This window comes from Planotetraspora sp. A-T 1434, assembly GCF_025420585.1.
In the GTDB taxonomy this organism is placed as follows: domain Bacteria; phylum Actinomycetota; class Actinomycetes; order Streptosporangiales; family Streptosporangiaceae; genus JAOEGB01.
This window is the reverse complement of the sequence record NZ_JAOEGB010000031.1, coordinates 1-26,964: the sequence shown is the minus strand read 5'-3', so window position 1 is coordinate 26,964 and position 26,964 is coordinate 1. Positions and strand designations below refer to the sequence as shown.

Annotated in this window: 23 protein-coding genes; 13 read left to right on the top strand and 10 right to left on the bottom strand. The window is 67.3% G+C overall.

Annotation, left to right across the window (positions count from 1 at the left end; genetic code table 11):
• Window positions 1-14 precede the first annotated feature (14 nt).
• The 5 genes from N5079_RS30420 to N5079_RS30400 all read right to left on the bottom strand — a co-directional run bounded on the left by N5079_RS30420 (window position 15) and on the right by N5079_RS30400 (window position 10,418).
• Window positions 15-1,289, bottom strand: a complete 1,275-nt coding sequence (locus tag N5079_RS30420; RefSeq protein ID WP_261587608.1) for a DUF2220 domain-containing protein — start codon at window positions 1,287-1,289, stop codon at window positions 15-17.
• Complete coding sequence (locus N5079_RS30415; RefSeq protein ID WP_261587607.1) at window positions 1,276-5,580, bottom strand: TIGR02680 family protein; 4,305 nt, start codon at window positions 5,578-5,580, stop codon at window positions 1,276-1,278. The genes N5079_RS30420 and N5079_RS30415 overlap by 14 nt, the downstream gene beginning before the upstream one ends.
• Complete coding sequence (locus tag N5079_RS30410) at window positions 5,564-6,766, bottom strand: TIGR02678 family protein (protein ID WP_261587606.1); 1,203 nt, start codon at window positions 6,764-6,766, stop codon at window positions 5,564-5,566. Before N5079_RS30410 ends, N5079_RS30415 begins: the two co-directional genes overlap by 17 nt.
• 50 nt (window positions 6,767-6,816) lie before the next feature.
• Entirely contained in the window at window positions 6,817-8,382 is a 1,566-nt protein-coding gene (locus N5079_RS30405) for a TIGR02677 family protein (protein WP_261587605.1), read from the bottom strand.
• 593 nt (window positions 8,383-8,975) lie between these two features.
• Complete coding sequence (locus N5079_RS30400) at window positions 8,976-10,418, bottom strand: IS1380 family transposase (RefSeq protein WP_410007845.1); 1,443 nt, start codon at window positions 10,416-10,418, stop codon at window positions 8,976-8,978.
• Window positions 10,419-10,628: 210 nt separating this feature from the next.
• On the opposite strand from N5079_RS30400, the gene istA reads away from it, so the two are divergent.
• A complete protein-coding gene (istA, locus tag N5079_RS30395) occupies window positions 10,629-12,194 on the top strand; it encodes an IS21 family transposase (protein WP_315967899.1) in 1,566 nt (521 codons plus the stop codon).
• Window positions 12,191-12,388 (top strand): hypothetical protein, encoded by a 198-nt coding sequence (locus N5079_RS30390; protein WP_261587602.1) that lies wholly within the window; start codon window positions 12,191-12,193, stop codon window positions 12,386-12,388. The genes istA and N5079_RS30390 overlap by 4 nt, the downstream gene beginning before the upstream one ends.
• A gap of 439 nt (window positions 12,389-12,827) precedes the next feature.
• Here N5079_RS30390 and N5079_RS30385 read toward each other — a convergent pair whose 3' ends face one another.
• The 3 genes from N5079_RS30385 to N5079_RS30375 are packed head-to-tail and all read right to left on the bottom strand — an operon-like array spanning window position 12,828 to window position 14,260.
• Window positions 12,828-13,034, bottom strand: coding sequence for a helix-turn-helix domain-containing protein (locus tag N5079_RS30385; protein ID WP_261587601.1), 207 nt, complete (start codon window positions 13,032-13,034; stop codon window positions 12,828-12,830).
• 11 nt (window positions 13,035-13,045) lie between these two features.
• A complete protein-coding gene (locus tag N5079_RS30380) occupies window positions 13,046-13,966 on the bottom strand; it encodes a C40 family peptidase (RefSeq protein WP_261587600.1) in 921 nt (306 codons plus the stop codon).
• Between the two features lie 15 nt (window positions 13,967-13,981).
• Window positions 13,982-14,260, bottom strand: a complete 279-nt coding sequence (locus tag N5079_RS30375; RefSeq protein WP_261587599.1) for a helix-turn-helix domain-containing protein — start codon at window positions 14,258-14,260, stop codon at window positions 13,982-13,984.
• 192 nt (window positions 14,261-14,452) lie between these two features.
• On the opposite strand from N5079_RS30375, the gene N5079_RS30370 reads away from it, so the two are divergent.
• Genes N5079_RS30370 through N5079_RS30325 form a run of 10 tightly spaced genes read left to right on the top strand, consistent with a single transcriptional unit; the run spans window position 14,453 to window position 23,410 of the window.
• Window positions 14,453-14,743 carry a hypothetical protein gene (locus tag N5079_RS30370; RefSeq protein ID WP_261587598.1) on the top strand — a complete coding sequence of 97 codons (291 nt, stop codon included), beginning with the start codon at window positions 14,453-14,455 and terminating at the stop codon, window positions 14,741-14,743.
• Window positions 14,740-15,357 (top strand): hypothetical protein, encoded by a 618-nt coding sequence (locus tag N5079_RS30365; protein ID WP_261587597.1) that lies wholly within the window; start codon window positions 14,740-14,742, stop codon window positions 15,355-15,357. Before N5079_RS30370 ends, N5079_RS30365 begins: the two co-directional genes overlap by 4 nt.
• 57 nt (window positions 15,358-15,414) lie before the next feature.
• Window positions 15,415-16,542: a hypothetical protein gene (locus N5079_RS30360; RefSeq protein WP_261587596.1), complete on the top strand. Its 1,128-nt coding sequence runs from the start codon at window positions 15,415-15,417 to the stop codon at window positions 16,540-16,542.
• Window positions 16,539-16,892 (top strand): hypothetical protein, encoded by a 354-nt coding sequence (locus tag N5079_RS30355; protein ID WP_261587595.1) that lies wholly within the window; start codon window positions 16,539-16,541, stop codon window positions 16,890-16,892. Before N5079_RS30360 ends, N5079_RS30355 begins: the two co-directional genes overlap by 4 nt.
• Entirely contained in the window at window positions 16,861-17,988 is a 1,128-nt protein-coding gene (locus N5079_RS30350) for an SCO6880 family protein (RefSeq protein WP_261587594.1), read from the top strand. Before N5079_RS30355 ends, N5079_RS30350 begins: the two co-directional genes overlap by 32 nt.
• Complete coding sequence (locus N5079_RS30345; RefSeq protein ID WP_261587593.1) at window positions 17,985-19,370, top strand: hypothetical protein; 1,386 nt, start codon at window positions 17,985-17,987, stop codon at window positions 19,368-19,370. The genes N5079_RS30350 and N5079_RS30345 overlap by 4 nt, the downstream gene beginning before the upstream one ends.
• Window positions 19,367-21,106 (top strand): type IV secretory system conjugative DNA transfer family protein, encoded by a 1,740-nt coding sequence (locus N5079_RS30340; protein WP_261587592.1) that lies wholly within the window; start codon window positions 19,367-19,369, stop codon window positions 21,104-21,106. The genes N5079_RS30345 and N5079_RS30340 overlap by 4 nt, the downstream gene beginning before the upstream one ends.
• A complete protein-coding gene (locus N5079_RS30335; protein WP_261587591.1) occupies window positions 21,103-21,459 on the top strand; it encodes a DUF4913 domain-containing protein in 357 nt (118 codons plus the stop codon). Before N5079_RS30340 ends, N5079_RS30335 begins: the two co-directional genes overlap by 4 nt.
• Window positions 21,460-21,479: 20 nt before the next feature.
• Window positions 21,480-21,908, top strand: a complete 429-nt coding sequence (locus tag N5079_RS30330; RefSeq protein ID WP_261587590.1) for a hypothetical protein — start codon at window positions 21,480-21,482, stop codon at window positions 21,906-21,908.
• Window positions 21,905-23,410, top strand: coding sequence for a hypothetical protein (locus N5079_RS30325; protein ID WP_261587589.1), 1,506 nt, complete (start codon window positions 21,905-21,907; stop codon window positions 23,408-23,410). The genes N5079_RS30330 and N5079_RS30325 overlap by 4 nt, the downstream gene beginning before the upstream one ends.
• Window positions 23,411-23,567: 157 nt before the next feature.
• Here the strand turns inward: N5079_RS30325 and N5079_RS30320 are convergent, their stop codons facing one another.
• Window positions 23,568-24,536 carry a hypothetical protein gene (locus N5079_RS30320; RefSeq protein ID WP_261587588.1) on the bottom strand — a complete coding sequence of 323 codons (969 nt, stop codon included), beginning with the start codon at window positions 24,534-24,536 and terminating at the stop codon, window positions 23,568-23,570.
• Between the two features lie 742 nt (window positions 24,537-25,278).
• Between N5079_RS30320 and N5079_RS30315 the strand changes: the two genes are divergently transcribed.
• On the top strand, window positions 25,279-25,905 hold the full coding sequence (locus N5079_RS30315; protein ID WP_261587587.1) for an SHOCT domain-containing protein: 627 nt from the start codon (window positions 25,279-25,281) through the stop codon (window positions 25,903-25,905).
• A 207-nt stretch (window positions 25,906-26,112) separates the two neighbouring features.
• Here N5079_RS30315 and N5079_RS30310 read toward each other — a convergent pair.
• On the bottom strand, window positions 26,113-26,964 hold an 852-nt coding region (locus N5079_RS30310), incomplete at its 5' end, for an aminoglycoside phosphotransferase family protein (protein ID WP_261587586.1).

The window sequence follows — 26,964 nt, the reverse complement described above, 5'->3', positions numbered from 1 at the left end:
CGCCGGTTTGGTCCTCATGCCAGCGGAACGGTCGTCGGCAGCAGCTGGTCAAGGCGCTCTTGGAGGGTAGGCAAGACGAGTTCGTGCAGTCCTTCCTGCTCGCACCGGTATCCGTCGTTGCGGGCGATGGCTTCGGCGAGAGCCTGGAAGGGCTTCGGTGCTCTTGTTGCGAGCTCTTGTGCCTGGCGGCACCAGTTCCTGCGGTCTTCGGTGTCTTCGTCAAGCATGTAGCCCGCCGCATAAAGGTCGGCGTCCATGGCGACGGGGTGGATGGTGCGGCCACATTTCGTCGACAGGTTGAGAATGATCTCGATGCCGGGCGGGTCGAGATCGCCCCAGGCGGCCATGGGGATGTCGGGCATCCGGGCCAGGAAGTGCGCGAGGGCGTCGGAGGCGTAGCCCTCCATCCAGATGCACAGCCATGTCTCATGGACAGGGGTACGGCTAAGCGCTTGGAAGGTCTCCTGGTTCTCGATGAGGAGGATCCCCCGGGCGGGAATCTCCAGGGTTCCCTGTGTAGCCGCGGCCGTACCAGGTAGCGCCACGAACGGCCGGGCTGCTGATGCGTCTGCGACCAAGGAGGACAGTTTCCAGCTAAGCGGCCCAAGCATGCGGATGCCGGTGTCTGCGGTGTAGACGGCTTTCTCGAACTGGATCCCGATCAGTCTGCTGAAGGCCGCCTTGGCGGGATCCGTCCACTTCTTACTGCCGCCCAGGGCACGGACGGCCAGCTCGCGTTCGGCGAACTTCCAGTTACGGTTGCGGCCCTGGAACCACTCGGCGGCCGCTTTGAGCGCTGCCGCATAGGTGTTCCAGTTCTTGGTGGCGGCGGCGGAGTCCGCGGGAGGCACCCATCGGGTGTCGTTGCTGAGTGCGGTGAGCAGGGCGAGTTCGTTGGCGAGTTCGGGGATACCCACAAGCCTGCAGTGCAGGTCGGCGCGGGCATTGAGGATGCGGGCCTTCTTTGCGATGCGCCGGTACCTCGCCTGGCCGCGCTTGGTGCGCAGTGGGCCACCGGTGCCGATGAGAAGGTGACGCAAGGTAGTGCTGTATGTGCTGTCGAGCAGGGCCTGGTTGGCGCGGCCTAGATGGACAGCTCGCTCGCTGACGCTGCCTGCGCCGAACAGGTCCAGGATGTCGGCCCGCTGACGTGCGGTCATGGCGAGGTTCATTGGCTTGTCCAGGCCGCCGCCGTTGTAGACCCGCTGGCGTAGAACTGCGCAAAACGCTGCTCCGCCGTCGGTCCGCGCCCAATCGGCGAGGCCCTCGGGCAGCTCAGTCCTCGTCATCGTCGTCTTCGTCCTCCTCGTCTTCCAGCTCCTCCTCGCCGCTTTCGCGATCACCCGCCTCTGGGTACTCGTCCATGCCTTCGTTCTCCTCCTCGTCATCGAATTCGTCGTCTAGGTAGTCGTCCGTGTCGTCTCCCCAGTCGATGCCCGCCTCGTGGCCGTCGCCGAACCGTAGCGCGGGGTCAGGCAGATCGTGGCGGCGGGCGCCGTCCCAGATGATCGGAGTGGTCAGGACGCCTGGGATGTTGGGATGCCGGAAAAGCTGGTAGGTGGCGACGCCGGGAACTTCCTGATGGAAGCCCCACTCGTCGTGGCTGGCCATGACGACATCGAGGTCCAGGCTGGTGAGCAAGCCCAGACAGCGGCCGCGCATCGGTGTGTCGATGCCTGCGAACGCCTCGTCGAGGTAGACCGGCCGCGGCGCGGTCGGCAACGCTCCTGTGTAGTGGGCGGCTGCTGCTACCAGGAGAGGGAGTTGGAGCATGACAGCTTTCTCACCGCCGGACCCGAGTTGGTGCTTGTCGTCCGTGAGATCGGTCCACCTCGCCAGGGGACCGGGCTTGTAGCGGATGCGGATACGGCTCCACGAGCGGTAGTCCAGGGCCTGACGAAGGTGGACGCGCCAATCGGCGGTGGCCTCACGGGCCCGGGCGTCTTCCACCTGGCCGACCAGGAAGCGGATGAGCTGTTCGCGTGCGGCCTCGGGAAGGTGCTTGCTCGCCTGCCCGTCGAGCGCTTCCAATGCCGCCTTCACCTCGGGGGTTTGCCGCGGTGCGGGCTCCCACTTGAGCTTCATCAAATACCCGGAGGCCGTGGGAACCTGCTGCAACAAAGCGTTCATTCGCTCAACAAGATTGACTGCCTCGGCTCGGCGGCGGCGCAGGTGGTCACCCAGGTTGCCGAGGAGTACCTCGGTGAACAGCTTGTGCTCATGGTCGTCGAGCATGCTGCGCCGGGTGCTGATCTCGTTGGCCATGATGTCCTGGGCCTCGGTCACGCTACGAACAACACCGTTGTGCCAGATCTGGACCAGGAGCAGCGGACCGTCGTTGCCGGCCCGAGGCCGCCAGTCGGGGCCGGTCAGGTTAGTCTTGAGTGACCGGAACTCCTCATCGACCTCGTCGCGAGCGTCATTTCGGTCTTTTTCGCTCCATTTCTCGTCGGCGAGGCGTCGGACAGCAGCTTGGGCCTGGGCCTCGACGAGGCCGGCGTCGCTCGCCGGTGCGTCATCGACGTGGGCGAGGGCAAGGAAACCGTTCCGTGCCAGCCTTCGGTAGTCTTCCAGAGCGAGGCTGCGGGCTTCCGCGCATGTGCCGCACCCCTTCACAGCGCTTGCGACAGCCTCTCTCAGGGCCCCGACCTCCGACGACGCCTCCTGAGAGGCGGTAACGCAGTCTTTGAGTGCCCTGCCGGTCTCCTCGAGTTCCTGCTCCGCAGTGGCAAGCTTGGCTAGTACCTTCTGCGGGCCTGCGCCAGCAAGGCGCTGGTGAACGTCGAGTGCCTCCTTCTTGCGTGCCAGCAAGCCTTCGGCCTCCGTCAGTTCTTTACCTCTGGTACCTCGATGCCTCACGCAGGTGGCAAGGCGTTGCTCGGCTTTGGAGGCACGCTCGCACAGCTGCCGCCACTGCTTCGCCTCATGGCATACATCAGTCACCGCGGAGCGGTACTGCTCCAGCGCGTTCCGCTCCAAAGAAATCGAGCCCATGTCTGTCGGCACGGAGCGCGGACGGGCGTAGTCATCCAGGACGTTCTCGGCCTCCACTACGGCTTTATGACAGCTCTGCTGCCGACCCTGCGCTTCGTCGACTTCCTGACTGCGCTGCTGCAGTAGCTCCTGGGCAGTGGCCAGGTCCTGGCGGGCCTGCCGCAGGTCAAGGTCCTGGTTCCGCGCCTCGCCATACTCGATATCCAGCTCTTCCAAGCGAGCGCGCAGGCCGGAGATAGCAGTCTCCTTGCCGGCGATGCGCCCGTCGAGCTCCTCGATAAGGCTGTCGAGGACGGCGAGCCGACGCAAGCGCTCTGACTCCCGCGCTGCGACCCCGATGTAGGCCGCGGCAGTACTGGTGGTGCGCCCATGCAGCAGCCCAATCTGCCAGGAACCGTCGACGCCGACGCGGGTGTGGTGCGTGCTGGCGTCACCCTGGTTCCCGAGCGCGATGGAGGCGAGGATGGTCCGCGTGGTCTCGATGGAGACCAAGGGGTGTTCGACCGGGCACAGCACGTCGCTAAGCGACCGATCAGCTCGAGTGCCACCGGTCGGGACGAGGACCGTTTCCAGGGTGTCCGGGGCGAGCACCTGGCCATCAGCGGTGACCCATGCGTCAAGGACTCCGGCGGCAAGCATGGCTGCTTCCAGCCGGGCCTTCTCCTCACTCGTGAGGCCAGGCCTGAAGTCCAGGAGCTTCCACAGCGCAGCCCCGTCGCCGAGTTCCTCGGTACGCTCACGACGCTGGGCGACAGGCGCCCCCGGCACCGGGTCGGTCGCGGCCACGACCTGGTCACGTTGGCGGGCTGCCATGTCGCGCTGGTTTGCGAGCGCGTCGAGTGCAGCCTGTTCGCTGGCCAGGGTATGCATGAGGGCGCGTCCTGCCCGCTGGGCGTGCGGGGCGATGAGATCGGCGAGGCCAGGGCGTCCCGGCTCGCCCAGCGTGGGCACAGCGTCCAGCAGTTCCCCGAGATCGTGATCGGTGAGCACCAGTTGCTCACATCCCGCAGCCCACTCGACAAGAAACTGGACTAGCTTATCCACACGCTGCTTGAGGAGGTTGTGCTTGGCGTCGCACTTGGCCTTGGCTTCGTCGCGCGTACCAGCCACGCGTTCCAGCGCCCGCGTGGCTGTCCCGTGCTCGTTGCGAGCCTGCTCGACCTTCTGCACCAGTTCCAGCGCCTTGGCCAGTATTGCGGAACGGGAGTCGATGTGGCCGGTCAGCGCCCGGCGCGCTGCCAACGGTTCCCGTCGGATTCGCTCGTTCTCACCCTGGTGTGCGTCCGCGAGCGCGGCGGTCGCGGCACGCAGGGAGGCTTCGCCCTCCAACTGGACTAGACGGTCCAGCGCCTGCTGGCAATCTTCGCCCTCACTGAGCAGCTCGGCCTCAGCATCTACCTCGGCTGCTGCCGCCTCCTCCAAGCGCATTCGGGCGTCGGCCGTCAACTTCTCGGTCTCCGCCACTTGCTTCTGCAGCTGGGTGATCAGGCCATGCTGTTTCATCTCCGGCCTGGCACGCAGTTCGGCGATACGGGCGTGCAGAGCGTCACGCTGCTGTTCCAGCTTCACGTGCTCCGCCTGGAGCGCGGCAACGCCCCCCAGGGCCTTCTCGAGTTGAGTCTTCTTCTGCTTGTGCACGGTTTGGGCGGCACGCAGTTGCTGGCTGGCGTCGAGGAACTGCTCCCCGCCGTGGCGCACGACTCTTCGCGCCAGGCGGCCATAGGCAGACAGGAACGTTCCGACGTGACTGTGGTTGCGGACCAGGGTCTCCAACTCGTCACGGTTGTTGGCGAGTTCGTCGAACTTTCCAGCAAGGTCATCAACCAGCGCTGCGCTCACCGGAGGAAGGCTCTCAGAGAGCATGGACATGAGCTTTGCCGCGCTGAAGTCCTCACTCAACTTTGGCTTGCGCAACGTGAGGAGGAGATCGACCAACGCTCGCAACCGTGCGGGCGAGAATCCGAAGAGCTGCCTGGCAACAGCCGCACGGTAGTCCTTGGCGCGCTTGTGCACGCAGGATTCGCCCAGCACCGCTTCCAGACCCTTGCGTAGACGGGGGCGCTCCTCGTCGTCCCACAGGGAAAAGTCGCGGCCGACGCGTTGGGGAGTTGTGAAGAACCAGGATGCGTACAGGCCCTTGGCGTGGGTGGCCAGGGCGTGCATGCCGATGCCGATGGTCAGGTACTGGTGGCTTCCGTCTTCCGCGATACGCCCGTACTCCGTCCACACGTACCCGACCTGCTGGTTGTGCCCCCCGTACAGAAGGTTGTCCCGCATGGACCGGGCGGCGTTGCCGAACGGATCGATGCGCCGGGCGTTGATGATCGCGTCCAGCAGTAGCGGGCTGGTGACCTCCAGCGCCTTGGTTTTGCCGCTTCCGTTATGGCCGCGCAGGATCAGCTTGCCGTCATAGAAGACGAATTCCTGCTCCTCGTACTGCCAGATGCCGATCATGCCCATCCGAAGCGGCTGGTAGCGGGTCCGCGTGGGGATTGGGGGTTCGCCGGCGAGGATTCGCTCCAATGCACGGACGCCAGGCCGCTCCTGCGACGAGTCCGAAGCAGAGGAGTCAGGAGAGTGTGTCATCGCTTGGCTCTTCAGGGGTCGGGTGGTCGGTGGAAGAAGGAGTCAGGAGGTCGTCGATGCCGAACAGCATCAGCCCCGCTTCCTCGGCGCGTGGACCGCGTCCGCTGGGATCCCGATATCGCGCGAGCGCAGGACGAACCAGAATGCCCCCGGGAACCGTAATGATCAGTTCGAGCCCGATGAGGATTGGCGCTACAGCCTGCCACGTGTGCTCGCCGTCTACGGGCTTCTGGTTGATGGCCGTCATCGCCTTGCTCAGACGGGCGGCGACTTCTGAGCTCAGCTCGAGCAGTCGTGTTGCCCCGATCCAGTCGGTACGGTCCGGGGCGTCCGCGACCTCGCGGAACAGGCGCTCGGCCATGACGAGGGCCGCGAACGACGCGGCGCTGGTCTTGGGAAACTCCAGGTCGGTGAGCTCCTCGTCGACGATCGCAGCGCCCTCGGCACGGACCTCCACGCGCACCCCAAGCCCTGCCCGCAACGCCTGGACCAGTTCCTGCATATGGGCCAGGAAGTACTCGCGCTGATCGGTCGGCAGATCATCGAAATAGACCACTGGGTCGTCCACGAGCCTTCGCATCACGGCATGGTGCAAGGCGCGGTTCTCGGAGATCATCCCGTCGACCCCGGATGCCATCAACAGCTCTTGCGGGCCGGCAGCCAGGGACGGCGATATGGAGATGCCGAGCATTAACGCCGCAGTACGGTGGTCAACGTCGTATAGGGCGTCGCCCACCCCTCGGATGTAGTCCTGCTCGTCCTCCTGAGTCACCACCGTGTCCAGTGTGGGCACCAGCACCCGCTGCCTGCACATCAACCGAAGCATGAGGACCAGATCTCGGCGCTCGCGGCCCACGGTAGCGTCGAAGCGCCGCAGATTCGGATGCGTACGGGACACGACCTCGATCTTCTGCGCGAGTTCGCTGATGACGGTCTGGGTTCCGCAGTCCTCCAGCACTGCGAGAATCAAGCAGAACAGTGCGCATTGCCGAGCCGTGGGCGCATCGGAACCCTGACGTCGCACGTTTCCCGGCACCTTGAACAGACGCACTCGGTCCCGTTCCACGCGCAACTGCCAGCCTAGGTGGTGCTCGAACCACGCCTGCAGCTCCGCTTGATGGGCACGAGCCAGCTCGACGGTGTATGCGTGGGTCGCGCGCCGGTGCAGCAGCGGGCGTGCCAGCAACGCTCTTACCACGTGGACGCGTTCCGCTCCCGCAGCGCCACTCCAACGGGTCACATGGCCTCCCCGCGCAGGTGAAGCGTTAGCTCCATGTCCTCCATGGACACTCGTCCGCCGCGCAGTCCCACCGCCGCAATCCCGCCTTCGCCGCGTTGTCCGCCGACTGGCAACAGGACCACCAGCAGCCGCCCGTCCGACGTCTGGGCCCGGTGCGTCCCAGTGCGGTCAGGACGCACCGACAGGGCGGTATCAAGGCAGCGCAACAGCACCTCCGCCTCGGCTTCGCTCAGTGTGCCGAGCGCGGAGAGCCTCACGGGGCTGCGGGCGGCCAGCGACCGCTCCGCATTCGTCTCCTCCTGCTGCTGGCGGCCCTGCTGCGCCGCCAGCATGCTCTTGGCTCGGCGCGATCTGCGCACACGGGGCACGGGCCCCGGCCTCGTACGGGGTCCAGTCGCCCGATAGGCAGCGGAGATGGGTGCAGGCCGCCCATCCCACCAACTCACCTGCTCCAGCACGTCCTCGTCGTCCTCCAGGGGACGAAGCACCCCCAAGTGCCTGGCCCCGTGCAACCCGAAGGCGGCACGCCACAAGCCAGCGACATCCTCCCGGAGAGCGTCATCCATCTGGTCGAACCACGACGCCATCGCCACCAGGTCAGCAGCTCGGTCAACCTTCCGGAACCGTTGGTCATTGATCTGGCGGATCGTCAGCAGGATCTGGTTGACGGCATCAGAAGCCCGCTCCTGCAGCGTCTGGGTGACCGCGGGTCGTTCAGCGGTCTCGTAGAACCAGCTCCGCAACCCCACCCACTGCCCTTCCATGCGTGCGACCTCTCGGGCCACGATCTCCTCATGACTCCGCCCGCGCTGCGGTGGCGCCTCCATGTCCGCGATCCGCGGTAGCAATCCAGCGATGCCCCGATCCTCCACCTGCGCGATCAGGCCCGTGATCTGCGGCGCGTACCGCGACAAGGCGACGATGAACGTCTGCAGGTAGCCGACGATCACCTCCTTGTACGCGAGGAACGCCTCGATCTCCGCCTCGCCTTCCACCACGAGCGACCGGTTCAGACCCTGCACGAACAGCTTCGCGTTCTCCGAGAGATCCAGGAAACCCCGCACCAGACGCTGAAACGCCCGGGCACAGCCTGCCAGGTCCGCCGGCTTCTCCTCCGCTGCCCTGGCCAGAGCCCTCAGCGCGTCGAGCACCTCGGGCAGCGTGGACGCCTGGAGGGAGCCCGCCGTACCCATCTCCTGGTCAATAGCCATCAGCATCCGGTGGACTTGCGCGCCCGCAGACGTCAACTGGTAGAGGAAGTCCTTGTGAAGGAACTCCTGCGCAGAGCCGCTCCGCCGCATGTTGTAGATCCGGTCGACGTTGCGCCACCCGTACAGGGACTCCAACAGCCCGTCCATAGAGGGCAGCTCCGCGACCAACTGCGGCGCCTCCGCCAGTTTCGCCCTCACCCGCTGGTCGATTTCCGCCGTGGACAAGTGGATCCCGAGCCGGGACTCTTCCTCTAGCAGCACGTCCAAAACGAGTCGATAAAAGACCGCATAACTCCCGGTCAGGTAGGTGACGATGGGCATCTGGTGCCCGAAGCCATGCAGCTGGCTCATAAGCGAACCGAGTGATGTCCGTACCCCTGGAGAATCAACGCGAGTGCACCTTTCAGCTGAGCTATGCCGTAGGCGGTTCAGACCCACGACGCAGGAAACGCCACTGAACTGGCCCTTAGCTGCCCGCCCGCGGCTGTCCCGTTCATAGGGATCGACCCAACTCTCGCGGTCAGCGCATGCGGCTACAGGCGACCGGCACAATGTCGGCCCCTGAAGATCTCCGCAACAGCCACGACCACCAGTTGGCCATAGCAACCATGAGTAAGGTGCAGCCCGCCGGGCCCAGCTGTCACGTGAATTACGGGGAATCACCCGATGTGACTATATAGCTGGGGCATATCACGGAGATGAAGTGGAGAAAGAGGTGGATTCGGGGCGACGCTCCATACCAAGGTGCTAACCTCGATGACTCAGGCCTCAGTCGAGTTCGGTAAGGGCCTCCGCGCTGCGGAGGTTTCCGCCTGACCGTCCTGTTCAGGTTCTCGGGTCGGTACGGCGGGTCACCCGAGGCGCTCGGGTGGGCGTCGGCTTCCACGGGCCGCAGGGATGAGGCGGTCAGTCCTTTCTTGTTCGCGGGGTCGGATTCGGGCTGGTCAGCCCGGTGCTGGGAGGGCGCACAAGCGCTGCCAGCAGGTCACGAAGGCGCTCTTCCATGGCCAGGTGACGCTGATCTTCAGGATGCGGCGGCCGGCGTGTGAGACGAGCCGGGCGGGCAGGTGCCACAGGCAGTAGCGCAGGGTCTGCGGCTCAGCCTTGCCAAGGTCAATGTCGTCGTACAGGCCGAGCAGCCTCGTCCAGGCGTCGATGTCGGCGGCGAGGTTGGCGGCCAGGACCCAGCCGACGTTGACCGTCCAGGTCGCAGAGGGCAGGTTGCGCAGGCCCATGGCCTTGTTGGTACGCACCCGGTCCTCCACGCATGCGTGGGAGCGGTGCAGCACGTCGATGAACTGCGCCTGATGGCTGCCCGACACGCCGCGCATCCCCCGAGGGCCGAGATTGGTGGCGATGATCGAATATTTCCAGCCGGTCGCCTTCTCCAACGCGGTGAGATTGGCCTGGTGCCGCCGCGACGGCCGGACCCGGCGGACGATCAGCCGCACCTTCCACCCGGCCGCGCGGGTGTTCACGCCGGTCAGTTCGGCGGCGTGGGCGCTGCCGGCAAGGGTGCCGTCCTGACACAGGCCCACGTCCCATGCGGCGGCCGGGAGCGCGGCGATCGCCGCCTCGTCGACCTCGGTGATGGTCCAGCCGACGGTGAAGCGGACGGTCCGGCGGGTGGTGTTCAACGCCTGCAACCGGTTCAGCAGGTCATGGGTGGCACCCGCGCCGTCGATCCGGATCAGCAGCTTGGCCCGCCGAGCGGCGGGGATCTGCGCGATCGCCGCAGCCAGGACGTCCAGATGGTCGACCACGGTATTCGACCCTGCCGAGCCGGTCCGCAACAGCATGGCCAGCGATTCGTGGGTGTTGGCGCACCAGGCCGCCAGCGGATGGAATCCGAAGCCACGCTTGAACGTGGCCGATGCGCCCTGCTTGTCGGAGTGCGCGGTGATCAGCGTGGCGTCGATGTCGATCACGACCCAGCCGGTCAGTACCTTCCCCGCCACGACCAGCCAGGGGAAACCCGCCCCGGTCGCCTCAATCAACTCCCACACACGGCCGCGAACCTTCGCCCGCGCCCGAGCGACCCGCCCAAGCAGCACCGGATCGCCACCGGCCGTCTCCAGGGCCCGGCGCACCGTCGAGTCCGACGGCGGATCACCGAACACCTCCGCCTGATGGGCCAGCACGCTGATCTGCCGCATGCTCGTGGCCCCCAGCACGATCGCCACCGCGAGCTGGACCATCACCACCCCGCGATCCCACAGCGGGGAGGACTCCAACCGCGCGAACACCGCCCCGAGTTCGGTGGTCAAGCCTGTCTGATCAGCGCACTTGCGCAGTAAGACGGCTCCTGCGTGGCCAACGAGTCCTCTGGCGTTCCCGGCGACAGACAGCCGGTGATCCCATCGCGTACGCTTCATGAGAGCGGTCACGTGGAAGTCTTGCTGAGCGGACAGAAAAGTCGAGGCTGACGGACAGCAGTTCCCGGCTGGCGGCCATCAAAAATCCTGGTCAATGGCCAGGTTGTTCTCCTGATCTTGTCCGTGTGTCACAGCGCGGGTCCCCCTCCGCGGGGGCTTGGGTTGCGGGTTGTCGAGACCTGAACCTCAAGACCCGCGGAGGGGGCCGTGACGAAGTCTGGCATGGAGCTCATGGAGATTTACGAGGCTTACGACTTGACCGGGTGCGCCTGGTCGGCGGCGCAGTTGGCGGGGTGTGACCCCAAGACGGTGCAGCGGTATGTCGCGATCCGCGCGGCAGGCGGCAACCCACACGCGAGCGCGCCGCGGCCGAAGGTGATCGACGCGTTCCTGGCGAAGATCGAGGAGAAGGTCGACCGGTCGAAGGGGAAGATCCGCGCGGACGTGGTGCACAAGGACCTGGTCGTGATGGGGTTTGCCGGGTCGGAGAGGACCACGCGGCGGGCGGTCGCGCAGATTAAGGCGGCGTGGAAGGCGGGGCGGCGGCGGGTCTACCGGCCGTGGGTGCCCGAGCCGGGGATGTGGCTGCAGTGGGACTGGGGCGAGGGACCGAGGATCGGCGAGCGGCGCACGCAGCTGTTTTGCTGCTGGCTGGCCTGGTCGCGGTTTCGGGTGGTGATCCCGGCATGGGATCAGACGCTGGGCACGTTGACCGCGTGCCTGGATCAGGGGTTGCGCATCCTGGGTGGGGCGCCGACGTATCTGCTGACCGACAACGCCAAGACGGTCACCGTCGAGCACATCGCCCGGATCCCGGTGCGGCATCCGCGGATGGTGGAGTTGGGGCGGCATTACGGGTGTGTGGTGGCCACGTGCGAGCCGTTCGACCCCGAGTCCAAGGGTGGGGTGGAGGCGACGGTGAAGATCGCCAAGGCGGATCTGGTGCCGACCCACACCAACCTGCGCGCCGCTTACTCCACGTTCACCGAGTTGGAGGAGGCCTGCGCCGCGTGGGGTGAGCACATCAACGGCCGCCGCCACCGTGAGACGCATCGCGCCCCGGTCGAGATGCTGGCCGAGGAACGCGCGCGCCTGCACGTGCTGCCTGCCGACCCGTTCGTGCTCGCACTCGGCGACGAACGGCTGGTCCGCGACGACCGGACCGTCCGCTTCGGGGATGTGCGGTACTCGGTCCCGCCCGGCCACGAAGGCAGCACGGTGTGGTGCCGGGTGCACGGAGAGGAACTCGTCATCGTCGGCCGCGACCTCGACGGGGATGCAGCGGGCAACGGTGGTCTGAAGGAACTGTGGCGGCATGCTTTGTCCACGCCGGGCCGGCCACGGATCGTCGATGAGCACTATCCCGAGCACGGCGGCGGCAACGGGCCCAAAGCGCCCAGACCACGGCCGCAGACCAAGGCAGAGCAGGCGTTCCTGGCGATCGGGCCGGGCGCGGAGGCGTGGCTGATCGAAGCCGCCGCCACCGGAGTGCCACGGATCCGCGCCAAGATGGCCCGCGCGGTCGAGCTGGCCGCCCTGCTGGGCGCTGCTCGCGTGGACGAGGCGCTCGGCCTGGCCGCGATAGGCGGCCGCTTCGCCGAATCCGACCTGGCCTCCATCTGCGACCACCTCGCCGTCCACGCCGGCGCCGGTGAGCAGGCCCGCGCTGATGAAACCCACTCGGCCCAGCCCGGCACCGCCTCCTGGGCCGCCCTGCGCCCCACCACAGCAACATCGAGCACGTCGACATCGACATCGACGACTACTGGCAATGGAGACCGTTCGTGAGCGTTACCCTGCCCGCGGCCCCGCCGATCCCCGCCGAACTGGAGGCGTTGTTCCGCCGGATGCGCTTCCCCTACGCCCGCAAAGCCGCGCCCGACGTGCTGGCCACCGCCCGCGCACAACGCTGGGACCCCAGTGGGCTACGAGCGAACGCCCGGGCGATGTCAACGCCGCTGGGCAGATCTCCGTCTGCCTGACGGTTTTGCTGTGCCTACTGCCAGGCCTCTCGCTGCAACGTCCAGCCGTTTCCGTTGTCCGCTGTGGGCAACTCGGCGTCTTCTTCCCAATCGCCTTGCTGCTCCGCATGCTCAGCATCTGCACCGGTGGCAGGGGCAGGGCTGAGAGCAGAGAATCTGACCAGGGAGAACGAGCCGGGTGGACGCGGCGAAGGCATGTACGTATCAAACGTGTCTCTACCGACTTGAACCCCCCATGGGCGAGACCAACGGTGCGCGCACGCGGCACACCACTCGGACAAGACTGAGGCAAACGCCGCTGAACCCGGCACAGCCCCATGGTCACGAACTGCCGAAAGAGCAAACCCGCGGGTGAGAACCCTCTTACTGGTCCGGGTTCAATTCCTGTCACCTGTTCCTGGCGAACATCCTTGTGGGTGCGGCTACAAAGTCCTCGGCGTCAGCGGTCGGTCGCGATTGGCAGATCCACGCCGAGCAACTTGAGCAGTTCGGCTGTTGGGACGAGGTAGGCGACGCCGACGCGGATGATGCGGCAGGGGAACTCGCCCTTCTTCGCCAACTCGTACGCCTTGGTTCGGCCGAGGCCGAGAGCCTGGGCGGCGGTGAGCAAGCCGACGGTGGCCGGGAGCTGCTGCAGCTCAGCCAAGGTGAGGACCTTCATCTCTTCTCCCACGAGAGTGCTGGCCGGGTGAACCCGGCCACGTCAGAACGAGCGGAATAGGACGCGTAGCGCACGACGTCTCCGGTGCGCGGTGCGTGGATCATCTCGCCGGGAGCGACGACGATCCCTACATGTCCGGGGCCACCGGCTCCTGAACGCATAAAGACCAGGTCGCCTGGTTGCTCCTGGCCGCGAACAACAGCCGGTCCCTGGCGCCATTGGTCGGCGGCGACGCGGGGCAGCAGGATCCCGGCGTACTGATAGGCGCGCATGGTCAGCCCGGAGCAGTCGAAGGAGCCCGGCCCCTCCGCTCCCCAGACATACGGCTTGCCGAGTTGCATCCGGGCGTATGCGACCACTCGCCCAGCAACGGCGCTCGGCGCAGCGGGCAACGCGCACAATTCCTCCCCCACGACCGCAGAGCCCGAGTATCCGCGGGCGAAGTCGAGGACGCGGCGCACGTACCAGTCGGCGTGGTTGTAGCGCCAGATCGCCCGGTACAAATCGCCCGGTGCGCCGCTCGCCTCCAGATACTTCGCCGCCGACGGGATCGCGTCGGCCGGGTCGTAGACGTTCGCCCGCCCATCGCCGTTACCGTCTACGCCGTACGTCGTCCAGGTCGAGCCGAGGAACTGCATCGGCCCCATCGCACCCGCGTGGTTCGCACCGTTATGAATGCCAACGGCAGCACCGCGGCCGTGGTCGCTCTCGGCCTTGCCGATGCCGGCGAGCACCTGCCAGGGGATGCCGTACGCCTGTCCCGCCTGCTGATACAGCCGCAGGTAGTCCGGCGGGATGTCACCCGACTGGCCCTGGGCGCAACCAGCCGAACCGCTCAACACCGAGACCGCGAGGACGAGCCCGAGCGGCACCGCGATGACAAGGCATACGGCCGCCGCGAGCAGCCGCGCGCTCACCGAACCCGGCCGAGGTCACAGCTCCCGTGCGCGCTCTTTGGCCTGCTGGGTCGCCAGCAGTCCGGCGCCCGGCGGCCTGCTCTCGTCATGGTCACTGCTCCCCGTTATCGGATGGGGCTGTCGCAGCACGTCGAGGACCGCGTTCCAGGAGTACCGGTAGTCCTTGCCGGTCCGCAGCGCCGGGATCTGACCGGCGTTGGCCATGCGGCGGACGGTCTGGGCCGACAGCCCGAGCTTGGCGGCCAGCTCCCTCGTGGTCAGCACGTCCGGGTCACGGCCAAGCGGCTCGGTCATCGTCACTCCTTGTGGTCAGCGGTCACCGTTTAGTTTCCCCCACGCGACTGCGACAGCACGTCTTGTGAATACCTGAAGTCAGATGCAGCCGTTTGAGACTGCTTGCGCTCTGGAATGTACCCACCTAGCGTGACGAGTACGCTACGCACTGCGACAATCCATCGATACGACATAGCAAAGGGAGGGCAATCCATGCTGGTCAGCGCGGCTGTCGACATGCTTCAGATGGGGCCGGTGCCGAACCCGAAGCCGATCGCACCACCAGGCCTGGACAAGCCGATCACGACGATACTCGGCTGGGGCAAGTGGGCAGTGATCGTCGCAGGGGTCGCGGGCCTGCTCATCTGCGGCGCGCAGATGGCGATCGGCCGCAAGAACCGCTCCTCCTTCGCCGCTGACGGCGCCTCCGGCATCCCCTGGGTGCTCGGCGGACTAAGCCTCGCCGCGACCGCGTCCGGCATCGTCGGAATGTTTCTGCGATGAAGACGCCGGCCCTCGTACTGATACTGCTCGCGGCCTCCGCCTGCGGCACGTCACCCGCGCCCACACCGTCACCCCGCCAGCCGCACATCACCTGGCAGGACTACCACGGTGTACGGCTGCCGCTGTCGGACATCGACGGCCCGCGCGTGCTCGCCCGCGATCGAGCCCAAGGCTTCTCCCACACTCAACAGGGCGCACTGCTCGCCGCGCTCCACATCGGTGTACGGGCGAACTCACAGTGGGGCCCGGCCGTATTCGAGCCCACCATCACCGAGCAGGTGACCGGCCCGGATGCCGATCGACTGCTGGAGCAGACGCGAACCAACTACGAGGAGCGCAGGCAGGAGGCCGGACTCCCCCAAGGTAGGCCGCTCGGCAAGGCATTCGTAGACGAGGAGGCCTACCGGTGGGAGTCCTACACATCTGACGCCGCCACTGTAGATATCGTCAGCGCCGGGCCTGACCCGCGCGGAACCACCGTGCGCGCCACCACCCGCATCCAGGTTGTCTGGCAGGACGGTGACTGGCGCGTGGTGGCTCCGGTGGATGGCGACTGGGGCAAGATGGCGACCCCGCTTAAATCCCTCGACGGCTACACCCGCTTCGAGGGGTGAACAGCCATGTCGTGCGAAAACTTGCTATCCCCAACGTGCTCAATCACTGAATACGTCATGGAGAAGGTGGCAGCGGGTGCCGCCAATGGCGTGCTCGGTGAGATCGCCAAGGCCATACAGGAAGGTGTCGCCTGGGTGGTCGGCAACACGGTGTCCTGGTGGCTGAAGATTCCCTCAACGGATCTCGCCAATGAGTCGGCCGTGGACCACCTACGCCAGTGGACGCTGCCGATCGCGGTGGCCGTCGCCGTGCTCGGTGTGATCAGTGCTGGCGGCCGTATGGCGCTGACCCGCAAGGGCAGCCCGCTGGTCGACGTCGGATCCGGGCTGGTCGTGATCGCGGCGACCTCTACCATCGGGGTCCTGACCGCGTCCATGCTCGTCAAAGCTGGTGACGCCTGGTCTAGTTGGGTCCTCAATGCCGCCGCTCAGGGCGACTTCGGGAAACGGCTGACAGTAGTGCTCGGCCTGGGCGCGGCGGCCCCCGGTGTCGTGATCGTGTTGGGCATCATCGCGATCCTGGTCGGCGCGATCCAAGCCACACTCATGCTGTTTCGCGAGGCGGCACTGGTCATCCTGTCCGGCATGCTTCCCCTGGCCGCCGCCGGCTCGATGACCACGCTGACCAAGCCGTGGTTTCGCAAGCTGACCGGCTGGATGCTCGCGCTGATCTTCTACAAGCCCGCCGCCGCAGCCGTCTACGCGACGACCTTCACGATGATCGGCAAGGGTAAAGATCCGCGGACGGCCCTCATGGGCTTCGCGATGATCCTCCTGTCGCTTATCGCCCTCCCGGTGCTCATGAAGTTCTTCACCTGGACGACCGGCTCCCTCGCAGCCGCCGGCGGAGGTGGCGGCATCCTCGGCGCAGGCGTGGCCGGGGCAGTGGCCTTCAGCGCGTTGCGCAGCTCGGGTTCGTCCTCCTCGGCCGGGGACGCGCGCAGCCACGCGGGCTTCATGTCGTCTCAGCTGGGCGGCGAGCAAGCGGCGGGCGGCGGCTCCTCCGCTCCTCCTCCAGGTGCCTCCTCGACGACGACGGCGAGCGCGGGGTCAGCAGCGGCACGCACCAAGGCGGGAGCCACAGCGGCGGGACCGGCAGGGGCAGCGGCGGCGACCGTGGCCGGCGGCCTGGCCTCGGGGGCAAGAACCGCGGCGAACTCGATGCGAGAGGACCACCAGCGATGACGGAGGCGCGCACCTACGGGGGCTGGCGCAGGCGGCGCGGTCTCGGTCTGCTCGGCCTGGGCACGACCGGGACGTTCGTCGCGCTGGGCGCGCTCACCGCCCTGGTCTTGGCGGTCTCGATCGACGCCCGTGCGGTGCTCTACACCGGCCCGCCCGCCGCCCTGGCCGGGGCGCTGGTGCTGATCCGGGTGAGCGGCGTGCCCGTCGCCCACCTCGTCACTCGCCGAATCCGCTGGTCGTACGGCAAGGCCCGCAGCCACACCCGCTACCGGGCCGGAGTGGTCGTCGCCCACCCCCGTGCCTTTTCAGCTTCCTGGCGTGCTGGCCGCCACCCGGCTTCTGTCAGCTGAGGACGCGTTCGGCCGGCCGTACGGGATCGTGTGGGACCGCCGCGCCGGGTTGTTCACCGCGACGCTGAAGGTCTCGCCGGCCTCCACCTGGCTCGCCGAGCGGTCGGACGCCGACACATGGGTGGCCAACTGGGGCGCCTGGCTGGCCTCGCTCGGGCACATGCCGGCCGTCCGCTGGGTCACCGTCGCCGTCGACACCGCCCCCGAACCCGGCTCCACCCTCGCCGACACCATCGGCCGTGACCTGTCCCCCGATGCACCCGAGGCGGCAGCCCTGCTCATGCGGCAACTCGTCAGTACGGCTCCGCGGACGGCCGCCCGCGTGGACACCTACGTCAGCGTGACCTTCGACCCGGCCCGCTCCCCCGCCGGCCAAGGTGACATGAGCACCGCGATCGGCGAGCTGAGCAGCACCATGGAGGCACTGGCCTCCGCGCTCGGCTCCTGCGGTGTCACCGTCACCGGCCGAGCAACCGCGAACGAGCTGGCCGGAATCGTCCGCGCCGCGTTCGACCCCTCAGCCCGCGCGGACACCGTCCGAGCCGACGACCTGACCTGGGCGGACGCCGGTCCGATCGGCGCGGAGGAACACCCCGATCACTACCGGCACGACAGCGGGATCAGCGTGAGCTGGGCCTGGCACGAGGCGCCGCGCCAGAACGTTCCTGCCGACGTGCTCAGCCGGCTGGTCGCCCCCGGCCCGTACTCGAAGCGGGTCAGCCTGCAGTACCGGCCGCTGCCTGCCACCGAGGCAATGCGGGTGCTTGAGGACGAGGTCAACGCCGCCGCGTTCCGGGAGCACTACCGCCGCCGCACCGGACGGGACGAGACGGCCCGTGATGCCTACGACCAGGCTCGTGCCCGGCAGGCCGCGGCCGAGGAGGCCACCGGGGCCGGGGTCACGCTCGTGACGTTGTACGTCACCAGCACGGTGACGCACGAAGACGACCTGGCTCGTGCGGTCGCGGTTACCGAGGCCGCCGCGGAAGCCTCCCGGATTCGGCTGCGACGGCTGTGGGGCAGCCAGTCCGCCGGGTTCGCCACCACGCTGCCCTGCGGCGTGTGTCCGGCCGAGCTGACGAGGGGGTCTTGGTGAAGACCCCAGCGCGCGGCTGGCCCGAGCCGTACGGCGGGCGTGCCGTACACGTCGAGGCCGGCGCGGAGTTCCAGGCCACCACGGCGCAGGTCTGCGGACTGTTCCCCTTCGTGGCAGGGTCCGGTTCCCCCGCCGTCGGCACACCGATCGGCCGCCACCAACTGTTCGGCGAGGTCGTCTGCCTTGACCCGCTGGCCTGGCTGCGCGCCGGTCTGGTCACCAACCCCGGCGTGTTCGTCCTCGGCCAACCGGGGACCGGCAAGTCCACCCTGGTCAAACGGCTCATCACCGGCGCCATCGCGTTCGGCTCGACCGCGCTCATCCTCGGTGACACCAAACCCGACTACACAATGCTCGTCGAGCACGTCGGCGGGCACGTCATCCGGGTCGGCAGAGGCCTCGACCGGATCAACCCCCTCGACGCCGGCCCACTCGGCACCGCCGTAAGCAGCCTTCAGGGTGCCGAGGCTGAGCGGATGCGCTGGGAGATGCGCGGACGCAGGCTGTCTCTGCTGATGGCGCTGTGCACGCTGATCCGTGAGGCGCCGATCGGCAACGCCGAAGAGGTCATCCTCGGCCGGGCGATTGACCTGCTGGACGAACGCCTCGCGGAACCGACCGTGCCCGATGTGCTCGCCGTACTGGAAGAAGGCCCCGAAGCGCTGCGATCAGCCGCACGGACCGACGACCCGGAACGCTATCGCGAGCGGGTCAGCGACCTCGTCTTCACCCTTGACTTGCTGTGCACCGGCTCGCTCGCCGGTGTCTTCGACGGTCCGACCACCCGACCCATCGACCTGACCGCGCCCGCCGTCTCGGTCGACATCTCCCAAGTGGGCGCGGCCGGCGACAAGCTGCTAACGGCCGCGATGCTGTGCACCTGGGCGTACGGCTTCGCCATGGTCGACGGCACCACCGGACGCTCCTACCTCGCGGTGATGGACGAGCTGTGGCGGGCGCTACGCGGGGCTCCCGGTCTGGTCGAGTACGCCGACAGCCTGACTCGGCTCAACCGCGCCAAGGGCATGGCCTCCATCATGATCACCCATTCGCTCGGCGACCTCGAAGCGCTTCCCACCGAGGAGGACCGAGCCAAGGCGCGCGGCTTCATCGACCGCAGCGCCATCACCGTGCTCGCCGGGCTGCCGCCGCGAGAGCTCGCCCGCGTCAGCGAGATTACCCGCCTGACCGGCCCCGAACAGGAGCTGGTCGCGTCCTGGTCCGCACCGGACTCCTGGCAGCCGGGCACCCGCCATCCAGGGCGGGGGAAGTACCTCATCAAGGCCGGCGACCGCCTCGGCATCCCCGTCGAGCTCGCGCTCGTCGGTGCCGAGCACGAGCTCTACGACACCGACCAGGCGATCCGGCGGAGCACCCAGTGACCAGAGCCGTGGGACCACGCGCCGGGTTGACCCCGCAGGGCGCGATCGGCGGATGGGTACTGCTCCTGGCTGGGTGGGGCGTCGTCGCGTTCTTCGGCCTGATCTGGATCTCCGCTCGGATAACGGCCGTCCTGTTCGGTGGACGGGTGAGCGATTTCGGCACCGACTTCGCGCTGGAGGTGTTCGAGGGCCGTACGGCTGCCGCTTGGCCCGGCACTCCCACACCCGCCGTTGTCGTGGTAGCAGCGCTCCTTATTACTACGGCGCTCGCCATCGGCGTGGGGGCATGGTGGTTCATCGTTGGGCGGCGTCCCGATCCGGTGGACCCGGTAGCCGCACTCGCGGACAACCCCGGGCTTACCGTGCTCAAGCCGGACGCCGCGGAGAGGAAGGCCCGCGAGCTACGCCGTTCCTTGACCGGGCCCCTGGCACCGTGCGATATCGGGCTGGCGCTCGGCGACCTGATGCGGAACGGTCCCACGCTGTACGCCTCCTGGGAGGACACCATCGTCGCCTTCATGGCCCCGAGGTCCGGCAAGACCACCTGTCTGAGCATTCCGTACGTGCTGTCGGCCCCGGGGCCGGTCATCGCCACCTCGAACAAGGCCGACCTGTGGGCGGCGACTGCCGCACTGCGAGCGGCCGACGGCGCGGTGTGGCTGTTCGACCCGCAGCACATCACCTACCAGCCGCAGGCCTGGTGGTGGGACCCATTGCGCGGCCTCAGCACAGTGGAAGACGCCCACCGCCTGGCCGGGCACTTCGTCCTCACCGTCGATGACGGCAACAAGCGCGACCTGTGGGGGCCCGCCGCCCAAGACCTGCTCTGCGCGCTGTTCCTCGCCGCCGCATCCTCCGGCCGCACCCTGCGCGAAGTCGCCAAATGGCTCGACACCCCAGCCGTACCGACACCGGTCGAACTTTTGGAAGCCGCGGGATTCACGCTGCTGGCCTCGTCGCTGCGCGGCGCGCAAAACGGCGCGGTCGAGACACGCGACGGCATCTACCAGACCGCCCGAACAGCGGCCAAAGCACTGCGAGACGAGGCGATCATCTCCTGGGTCACCCCGTCGCCGTTGCCGGTCTTCGACCCTCACGACTTCGCCAGTGGAAATGACACCCTCTACCTGCTGTCGAAGTCGCGGTCGGCTGCCGCGCCGCTGATCGCCGCGCTCACCGACACCGCGATGCGAGCCGCGGAACGCCGTGCCGAGCGCATGGGCGGACGGCTCGACCCGCCGATGGTCGTCTCCTTGGATGAGGCGGCGAACATCTGCCGGATCGCCGACCTGCCCGAGCTCTACAGCCACCTCGGCTCTCGCGGCATCGTCCCGGTGACGATCCTGCAGTCCTACGAGCAAGGCGTGACGGTGTGGGGTGAGACGGGCATGGCAGCGATGTGGGGTGCCGCCACCCGCAAGGTCATCGGCGCGGGAGTCGACTCCCCCCGGTTGGCACGCGACCTGGCGACCCTTGTCGGCCAGCACGACGTCCCCGTCCGGTCCGTCACTTACGCCGAAGGACGCGCCTCAGAGCAGATCTCGCTGCGCCGGCAAGACATTCTCGAACCGGCCGCCATCCGCGCCCTGCCGCCGGGAACCGCGCTGCTGCTGGCCACAGGTGGGCGACCGGCTCTGATCTCCCTGCTCCCCTGGTACCAAAGCCGCGACGCCGACCGAATTCAGGCATGCCGCGACCGGCTCGAACGCCTCATCGCAGAAAGGGCGGCACGATGACCGAGCCGGTCTACTCCACCGTCGAGGAATGGGTCACCGAGCGGTTCGTCCCGATGTACCGGCGAACCCTCGGCGGCGAGTTCCGCTGGTGCGCCCAATGGTGGAAACACGCCGAGGCCATCTCCCGCCTCACCGCGCTCTGGCACTCATGGGAGGCACTACGCCTGGAACCCGGCACCGGCATGGGCGTCTGGTACCGCGACCACCTCGACCACCAACTGCCGATCCTGCTCGGCCCTCGCGGTCCCTTCTACCAGTGCAGCGAGGACGAGCACCTCGAACCCCATCTGGCCACCCTCGAACCCGCCCCACCCGGCTGGTGGACCGTACCCGACGAACCCGATCACACCTGATCCAAGGAGAGAGGAGAAGCATGGTGATCACCCATGCCTACGACAACCTCAGCAAGCATCGCGAGGCCGACACACAAGCCCAGGTCACAGCAGCGGTGGACGCCTTCGCCGCCATCGCTGTCGCCATGGAAGCCGGCGAGGAGCACGGGCCGCCTGAGCTCTACCCCTGCTACGCCCTCCTCCAGCAGGAGGCCATCGAAGGCCTGGCCGACCTCCGTACCCCGGGCGATGAAACGGGCAGCACAGGCCCGGCCACCCCTGTGGGAGATGTACACGTTGCAGTCACTACCGAGTTCGTGCCGGACCTTGCCGAGGTCGCCCGGCTCGGAGGTTTGGTATGTGAGGTGCTACTGCGTGCCGCCCCCGGAATCCCCGATCCCGAACCGAAGCTCGCCCTAATTAACGCGGCAGCCCACGCCGCCCGCATCCGGGACCTGGTGGCACCATGACCGCGACCTTCGGTGACTTCGTCGACGGCGCACGCGTCCACTTGGAGATCGCCCAACGACACGCTCAAACGGAGATCCACCTGCAGGCATCGGCAGAAACCTTGCATGCCGGCCGCTCACTGACCACCATGCTGGCCCGCTGCGCCGACGACTTCGCGCACTCCGCAGCGGTCGCCGTCCCGCTCCAGAAGGCCGCCGACCTACTCGCCCGATGGGAGCCGAACCCAGCGAGCGCCCTGCATCCGGTCCCCCTGCATCTGTCCACCGCTGGCCTGGCCTGGGGAGCTGCCGGAGACGTACTGGCCACACACTTCTCCCCGCAGATGACGCACGCCCGCTCCGACTGGACCAGAGTCATCACTGACAACGAGGTACGCCGCCAACTCCTGCACGAGGTCGGCAGCCACGCCCTGGCGCTATCGGCCATCCTCGACCGCACGGCTCACGCCCATGCGCCAGAAATCCGGGCAGCCCGCGAACTGCTCACCTCGCCTGACGTAGTTGAGGCCTCGCGTCTCGGCGGTTCAGCGGTCGTCCGCGCGATCCCTCTCAACGATCCCGCCCCGCCAGCGGCGATCCCAACGGCGCCGCAGACCCCTGACGAGCTACGCGCGGGCATCACCACCAGCACCAACGCCCTGCGCGCCCTGTGCCACCACAAACACGAATCCGGTCCGCGGGAATGGCACCGTACGGCCCTGGCCGGCTCGATCATCACACACATCACCGCCAGACTCCTCACCCAGCTCACCCGCCGCGCCTACGAACTGAACCCCGACCGCCGACACGATCTCGGGCAAGCGCTGCAACGTGTCGCCAACGGCCTGGAAGAGGCACACGCGGAATGGAAAGATGTGCGCCGAGCCTGGCAGGGACTCTTTCCACGCGGACCGCTTGACAGGTCACAGCGTCAGCAGCACCTGGAGCAGGTGACCGTCCTCCTCGGCCGACTCTTGCATACCAACCCGCTGTGGACGCCCGCCCAGGGAGACGCCCCACCGATCAAGAGCCCTGCCCAGACTGCCCGGAACACGGCCGAGATGGTGCCACCCCTCAGATCGACGCTGAACACGTGCGAAGCCCTCGTCGCCATCGCCGAGCAGGACCAGCGCGACCTAACCAGAGCCCTACGAGACGGCCGTCTCCCACGAGAAGGGACGCAAGACCTACTGGCGGCGTACGAAGAACTCACCAGACCCAAACTCCGGACCTCATGGGCGATCAGCGAAGCCATCTTCCTATCCGCCGACCCCGCCCAGCGACCAGCGCTGTGGCCCGAGATTCACGCTCTGGAACTACGCCGAGACTCCCCCGCCCTCACAAAGCAAGCCACCCGGCAACGACAAGAATCACAACGATGGCTCGAATGGCTCTCCACCCGCCCCGCCGTAGCCGACACCCGTCTCGACCTGCCCGTCCGCGGGGACTCCACCTCTCCCCCGGCCGCGACGCGGTCCATATCGACCGCTCGCGAGCAACCATCTCCAAGCCGCAACACCTGACGCAACGTGTTCAGTTCTCACATGGCCGCCATGCCCATCGCGGGCCTGGCTCAGCGTGCGCCCGGCGAGCTAACCGCGCCGCCTATGCCAAGTTTCGTTCTGTGCAAGAGATAGAAGCCAATAAGGCGGAAGATCAAGGATGAGGAGCGGCGATCCGCTACCGCGGGGCTGGCTTTGGGGAGCGCAGCGGCACCGTACCGCCGGACAGCGCGCGGATCCGTGTCAGCAGGGCGACAACGAACGGCTCCGTCTCGAAGTCCCACGAGTCGCCGTCCCAGTAGTGGGAACGCTGCTGGAAAAACAGGCACGCCCGCAGCACGTCGATGTCGTCGGGCAACTCGCCAGTTTGCTCCCAATGCCCGTGCACCGGGAGCACCACCTGGGGCAGCCCTTCGGTTCCGCCGTGCAGGTCGTAGCCGTTGTACGTATGCGCGAACGTCACGAGCGCCGCGAACCCGGCCCGGTCGTCGGGCACGCGGACCAGCGTCGGCACGGGGTGGGCTCGCACTCGCACTTCCTTGGCGGTGACCTCGTGCCGCTCGGCGAACGCGTCGATGATCAGCCGGGTGTCCGGTCCGTCGGGTTCGAGCCGGAACTCGTACCGGCCGTGCATGTCCGGCACCGGAAACCACATCTGCGGCTCGTCGAACTCCAGCAGGACTTCGAGTTCGGGCAGCCGAAGCGCATGCTGGTCGATGAGATGCTGTACCTGCGCCCGGATGACGGCGTGGAAGTACACCTGGATGCGGCGCAGGCTCTCGGCCGGTACCTCGATGCGCCGGGACGGCTCGAGCACGCCGAGGAGGTGCTTGTGATTGCCGCGCTGAGCAACGTCGACGGGCCGCTTCCCAGCGGCGTTGCGCAGCCCCCGCCAGGCACCGAGCTCCACGAGCCGCTCGACGACCTCCGCGGCCGCACCTGCGTGCGCCGCCTGGTGCAACGGCGCGTACCACGACTTGCCGTCGGGCCGCGCCGAGTTCACCAGCCCAGGCTCCGCGTCGAGTACCTCGAACACACCCGGCCAGTCGTACTGCTTGGCACAGTCGGCCAGCCGCTGTCGCGCCTCTGCCGCCCGCGCATCCAGCGACGCAACCCGCGTCGTTCCGTCCCACGTCTGCTCGGCCATGGACGGCATCTTCTCGCACATTGCGACGCGGTCTGGCGACAGGAGCGCGTGGCGGTGGCTTCGGTCGCGAGAACGAGAGCCAGACATTCGTCACTCCCGGCGCCGCTTCGGGTGCGCTGCCCGCCCGTACATGGCCTTGGGACACAGCCGACGCTTATGACTTTGCCGAAGAGTCGCGTCTGGCTCAGCCTGAATGGGCCCGATACGGTTCGAGCGTGATGCCCGGCATTTAAAACCGTCCCTTGATCTTCCTCGATGTAGATGGGACGCTGATTCCCTTCAAAGTCCGGCCCGTTAGCCGCGATTTCCTTGGGCGGTGCCGGCGTTGAGCCACTGAGTGCTACTGGCAATCCTCTGCTCACCTGGCTTGACCCAGATGACGGGCGCCGACTGTTGGCGCTGGGATGTCAGTTGGTCTGGGTAACGACATGGATGGCTGAGGCGAACGAGGTCATCTCGCCACGGCTCGGGCTTCCGGGTCTGCCCGTAGTCCAGTGGCCGGACGGCGATGGCGATCCGGCGCATGTCTGCACTGGAAGACCGTGTTCCTTACCCAGTGGGCGGCCGGGCGCCCATTCGTATGGCTTGACGACGGGATAACTGATGCTGATCGGCAATGGGTCGCAGGGCGCCACCCGGTGCAATGTGTCGACCCATACGTCGGCCTGACCGACGCGGATTTCTCAGCGGTCAATACGCACAACATTTGCGTGGGGCCGAAGTCTTGCTCTACGGTTCGCGAATGGCGATTCTGCAGGCCCTGACGAACCAGGGACGCGTAGTGGGCGGCCACCTGGCGGGGGGCAGCGTTCTCTCAGGCCACGGCGGACTCACCATCCAGCACCCACGCAACCCATTCAAGCGGCACAAGCTCAACGCCGAGACCGTGCTCGAGTGGGAGGAACTCTCGACCAGGGAAGGTGTCGCCGGCGTCACGGGCCAGGCTGCCGCGCAGGCTGCTCTGCCTGGGATGATCGGTAAGGCTGTCGGTGCCGGCCTCGGGACTGCCATGAAATCCGGGCACACCGTCCGCGTGAACTGGGCCGACGGCAATCAGTCCATCATTGAGTTGCCGGAGAAGCTGTTCATGATCTTCTCCGTATTGCTCGAGAGCCAGCAGGTCGTAACTGATACCTCCGCGCAGGCCGAGTCTTCGGAGCCCCTCCCGGCGCAGCCTGGCGTGACCGAGAAGATTTTGGACCTCGCTTCTTCGATGATCCAGCGAGGTAAGCATGGGGCACCGGCCGAGGCCGCAGCTCAGCCGGATGTTGTCGAGCAGATCGCGAAGCTCGCGTCGCTCCACGACGCTGGCATCCTCACGGACGAGGAGTTCGCGGAGAAGAAGGCTGAGCTGCTCGAGCGTCTCTGACACTTGAGGCGGCCAGTCGTCGCCCGGGCCTGGGTCGACGCGCATGATCCAAATCGGTCTTGGCGTGGTACTGACGCCGGTTCTCGCGCAGGTGGTTCGACTCTACTCCGCAAGATCAACCGACCGGATCTGCCGCTGGTCGCGCGGTCATGCCGATGTGCGGATGGCGTGAGCGTGCCGAGCGCAGGGACTCGGGAGCCGGACAGGTCACTCGAACAGGTGCCGGTGCGCGCGGCTCCAACGGATCCGCTCCACTACCTCGTCAAGGACGCCAGCCTCCTGCCACGCCGCCTGTGGCTGTCGTCCCTCGGCCGCGAGTTGCCGGGCACGCTGCAACACGTCCTGCTGCTGGGCGATGACTTCGTCGACGAGACCAGCGGTCGCCGTGAGCCCGTACGCCTCAGCGAATCGTTCCAGTCTCTGCCGTCGGTTCGGCGGTACGGGATAGCGCAACGACTCGATGCAGACGCCATCGTCGCGAAACGGCGCCACGTACTCCAAGGCGTAGGCGACGTCATGGATGGGCCGGGCTGGCCGGGCATAGTCCCAATCAAGGATGCCCACCGGCTGGGTGCCCCTCCACACCAGGTTCCACGGCCCGAAGTCACCGTGACATACCAGCTCGCCAGCGTTGACGGTGCCAGCGCAGGCGGCCCACCCCGCCTCGGCGGTCGGACGGAAGCCGCGTACAGCCTCGTGGTAGTCCCGCAGGAGACGTGCCATCGCGACCAGGCCGGCGTCCTCGACGACCTTGGCCCAAGCGGCACCGCCAGACTCGCCGTCGATGTAGGTCAGGACCTCGCGGCCTTCCGCGTCAATACCAAGTAGCCGAGGCGCGTACGGGAATCCGACGCTTTCTAGATGCAGCAACAGCTCGTGGATGGTCGGGGACCACGGGTACAGGGGGCGCCGCACCGTGTCGGCGATGCGTACCACCTGGCGATGCGGGTCATCCTGGAGCACCTGGAGATCCACCATGTGCAGCGACGATACCGGGATAGCCGGATGGAGCAACGCCCCCTGCTGAGGACCGGGAAAGATCGACAGCCCTGCTGGCAG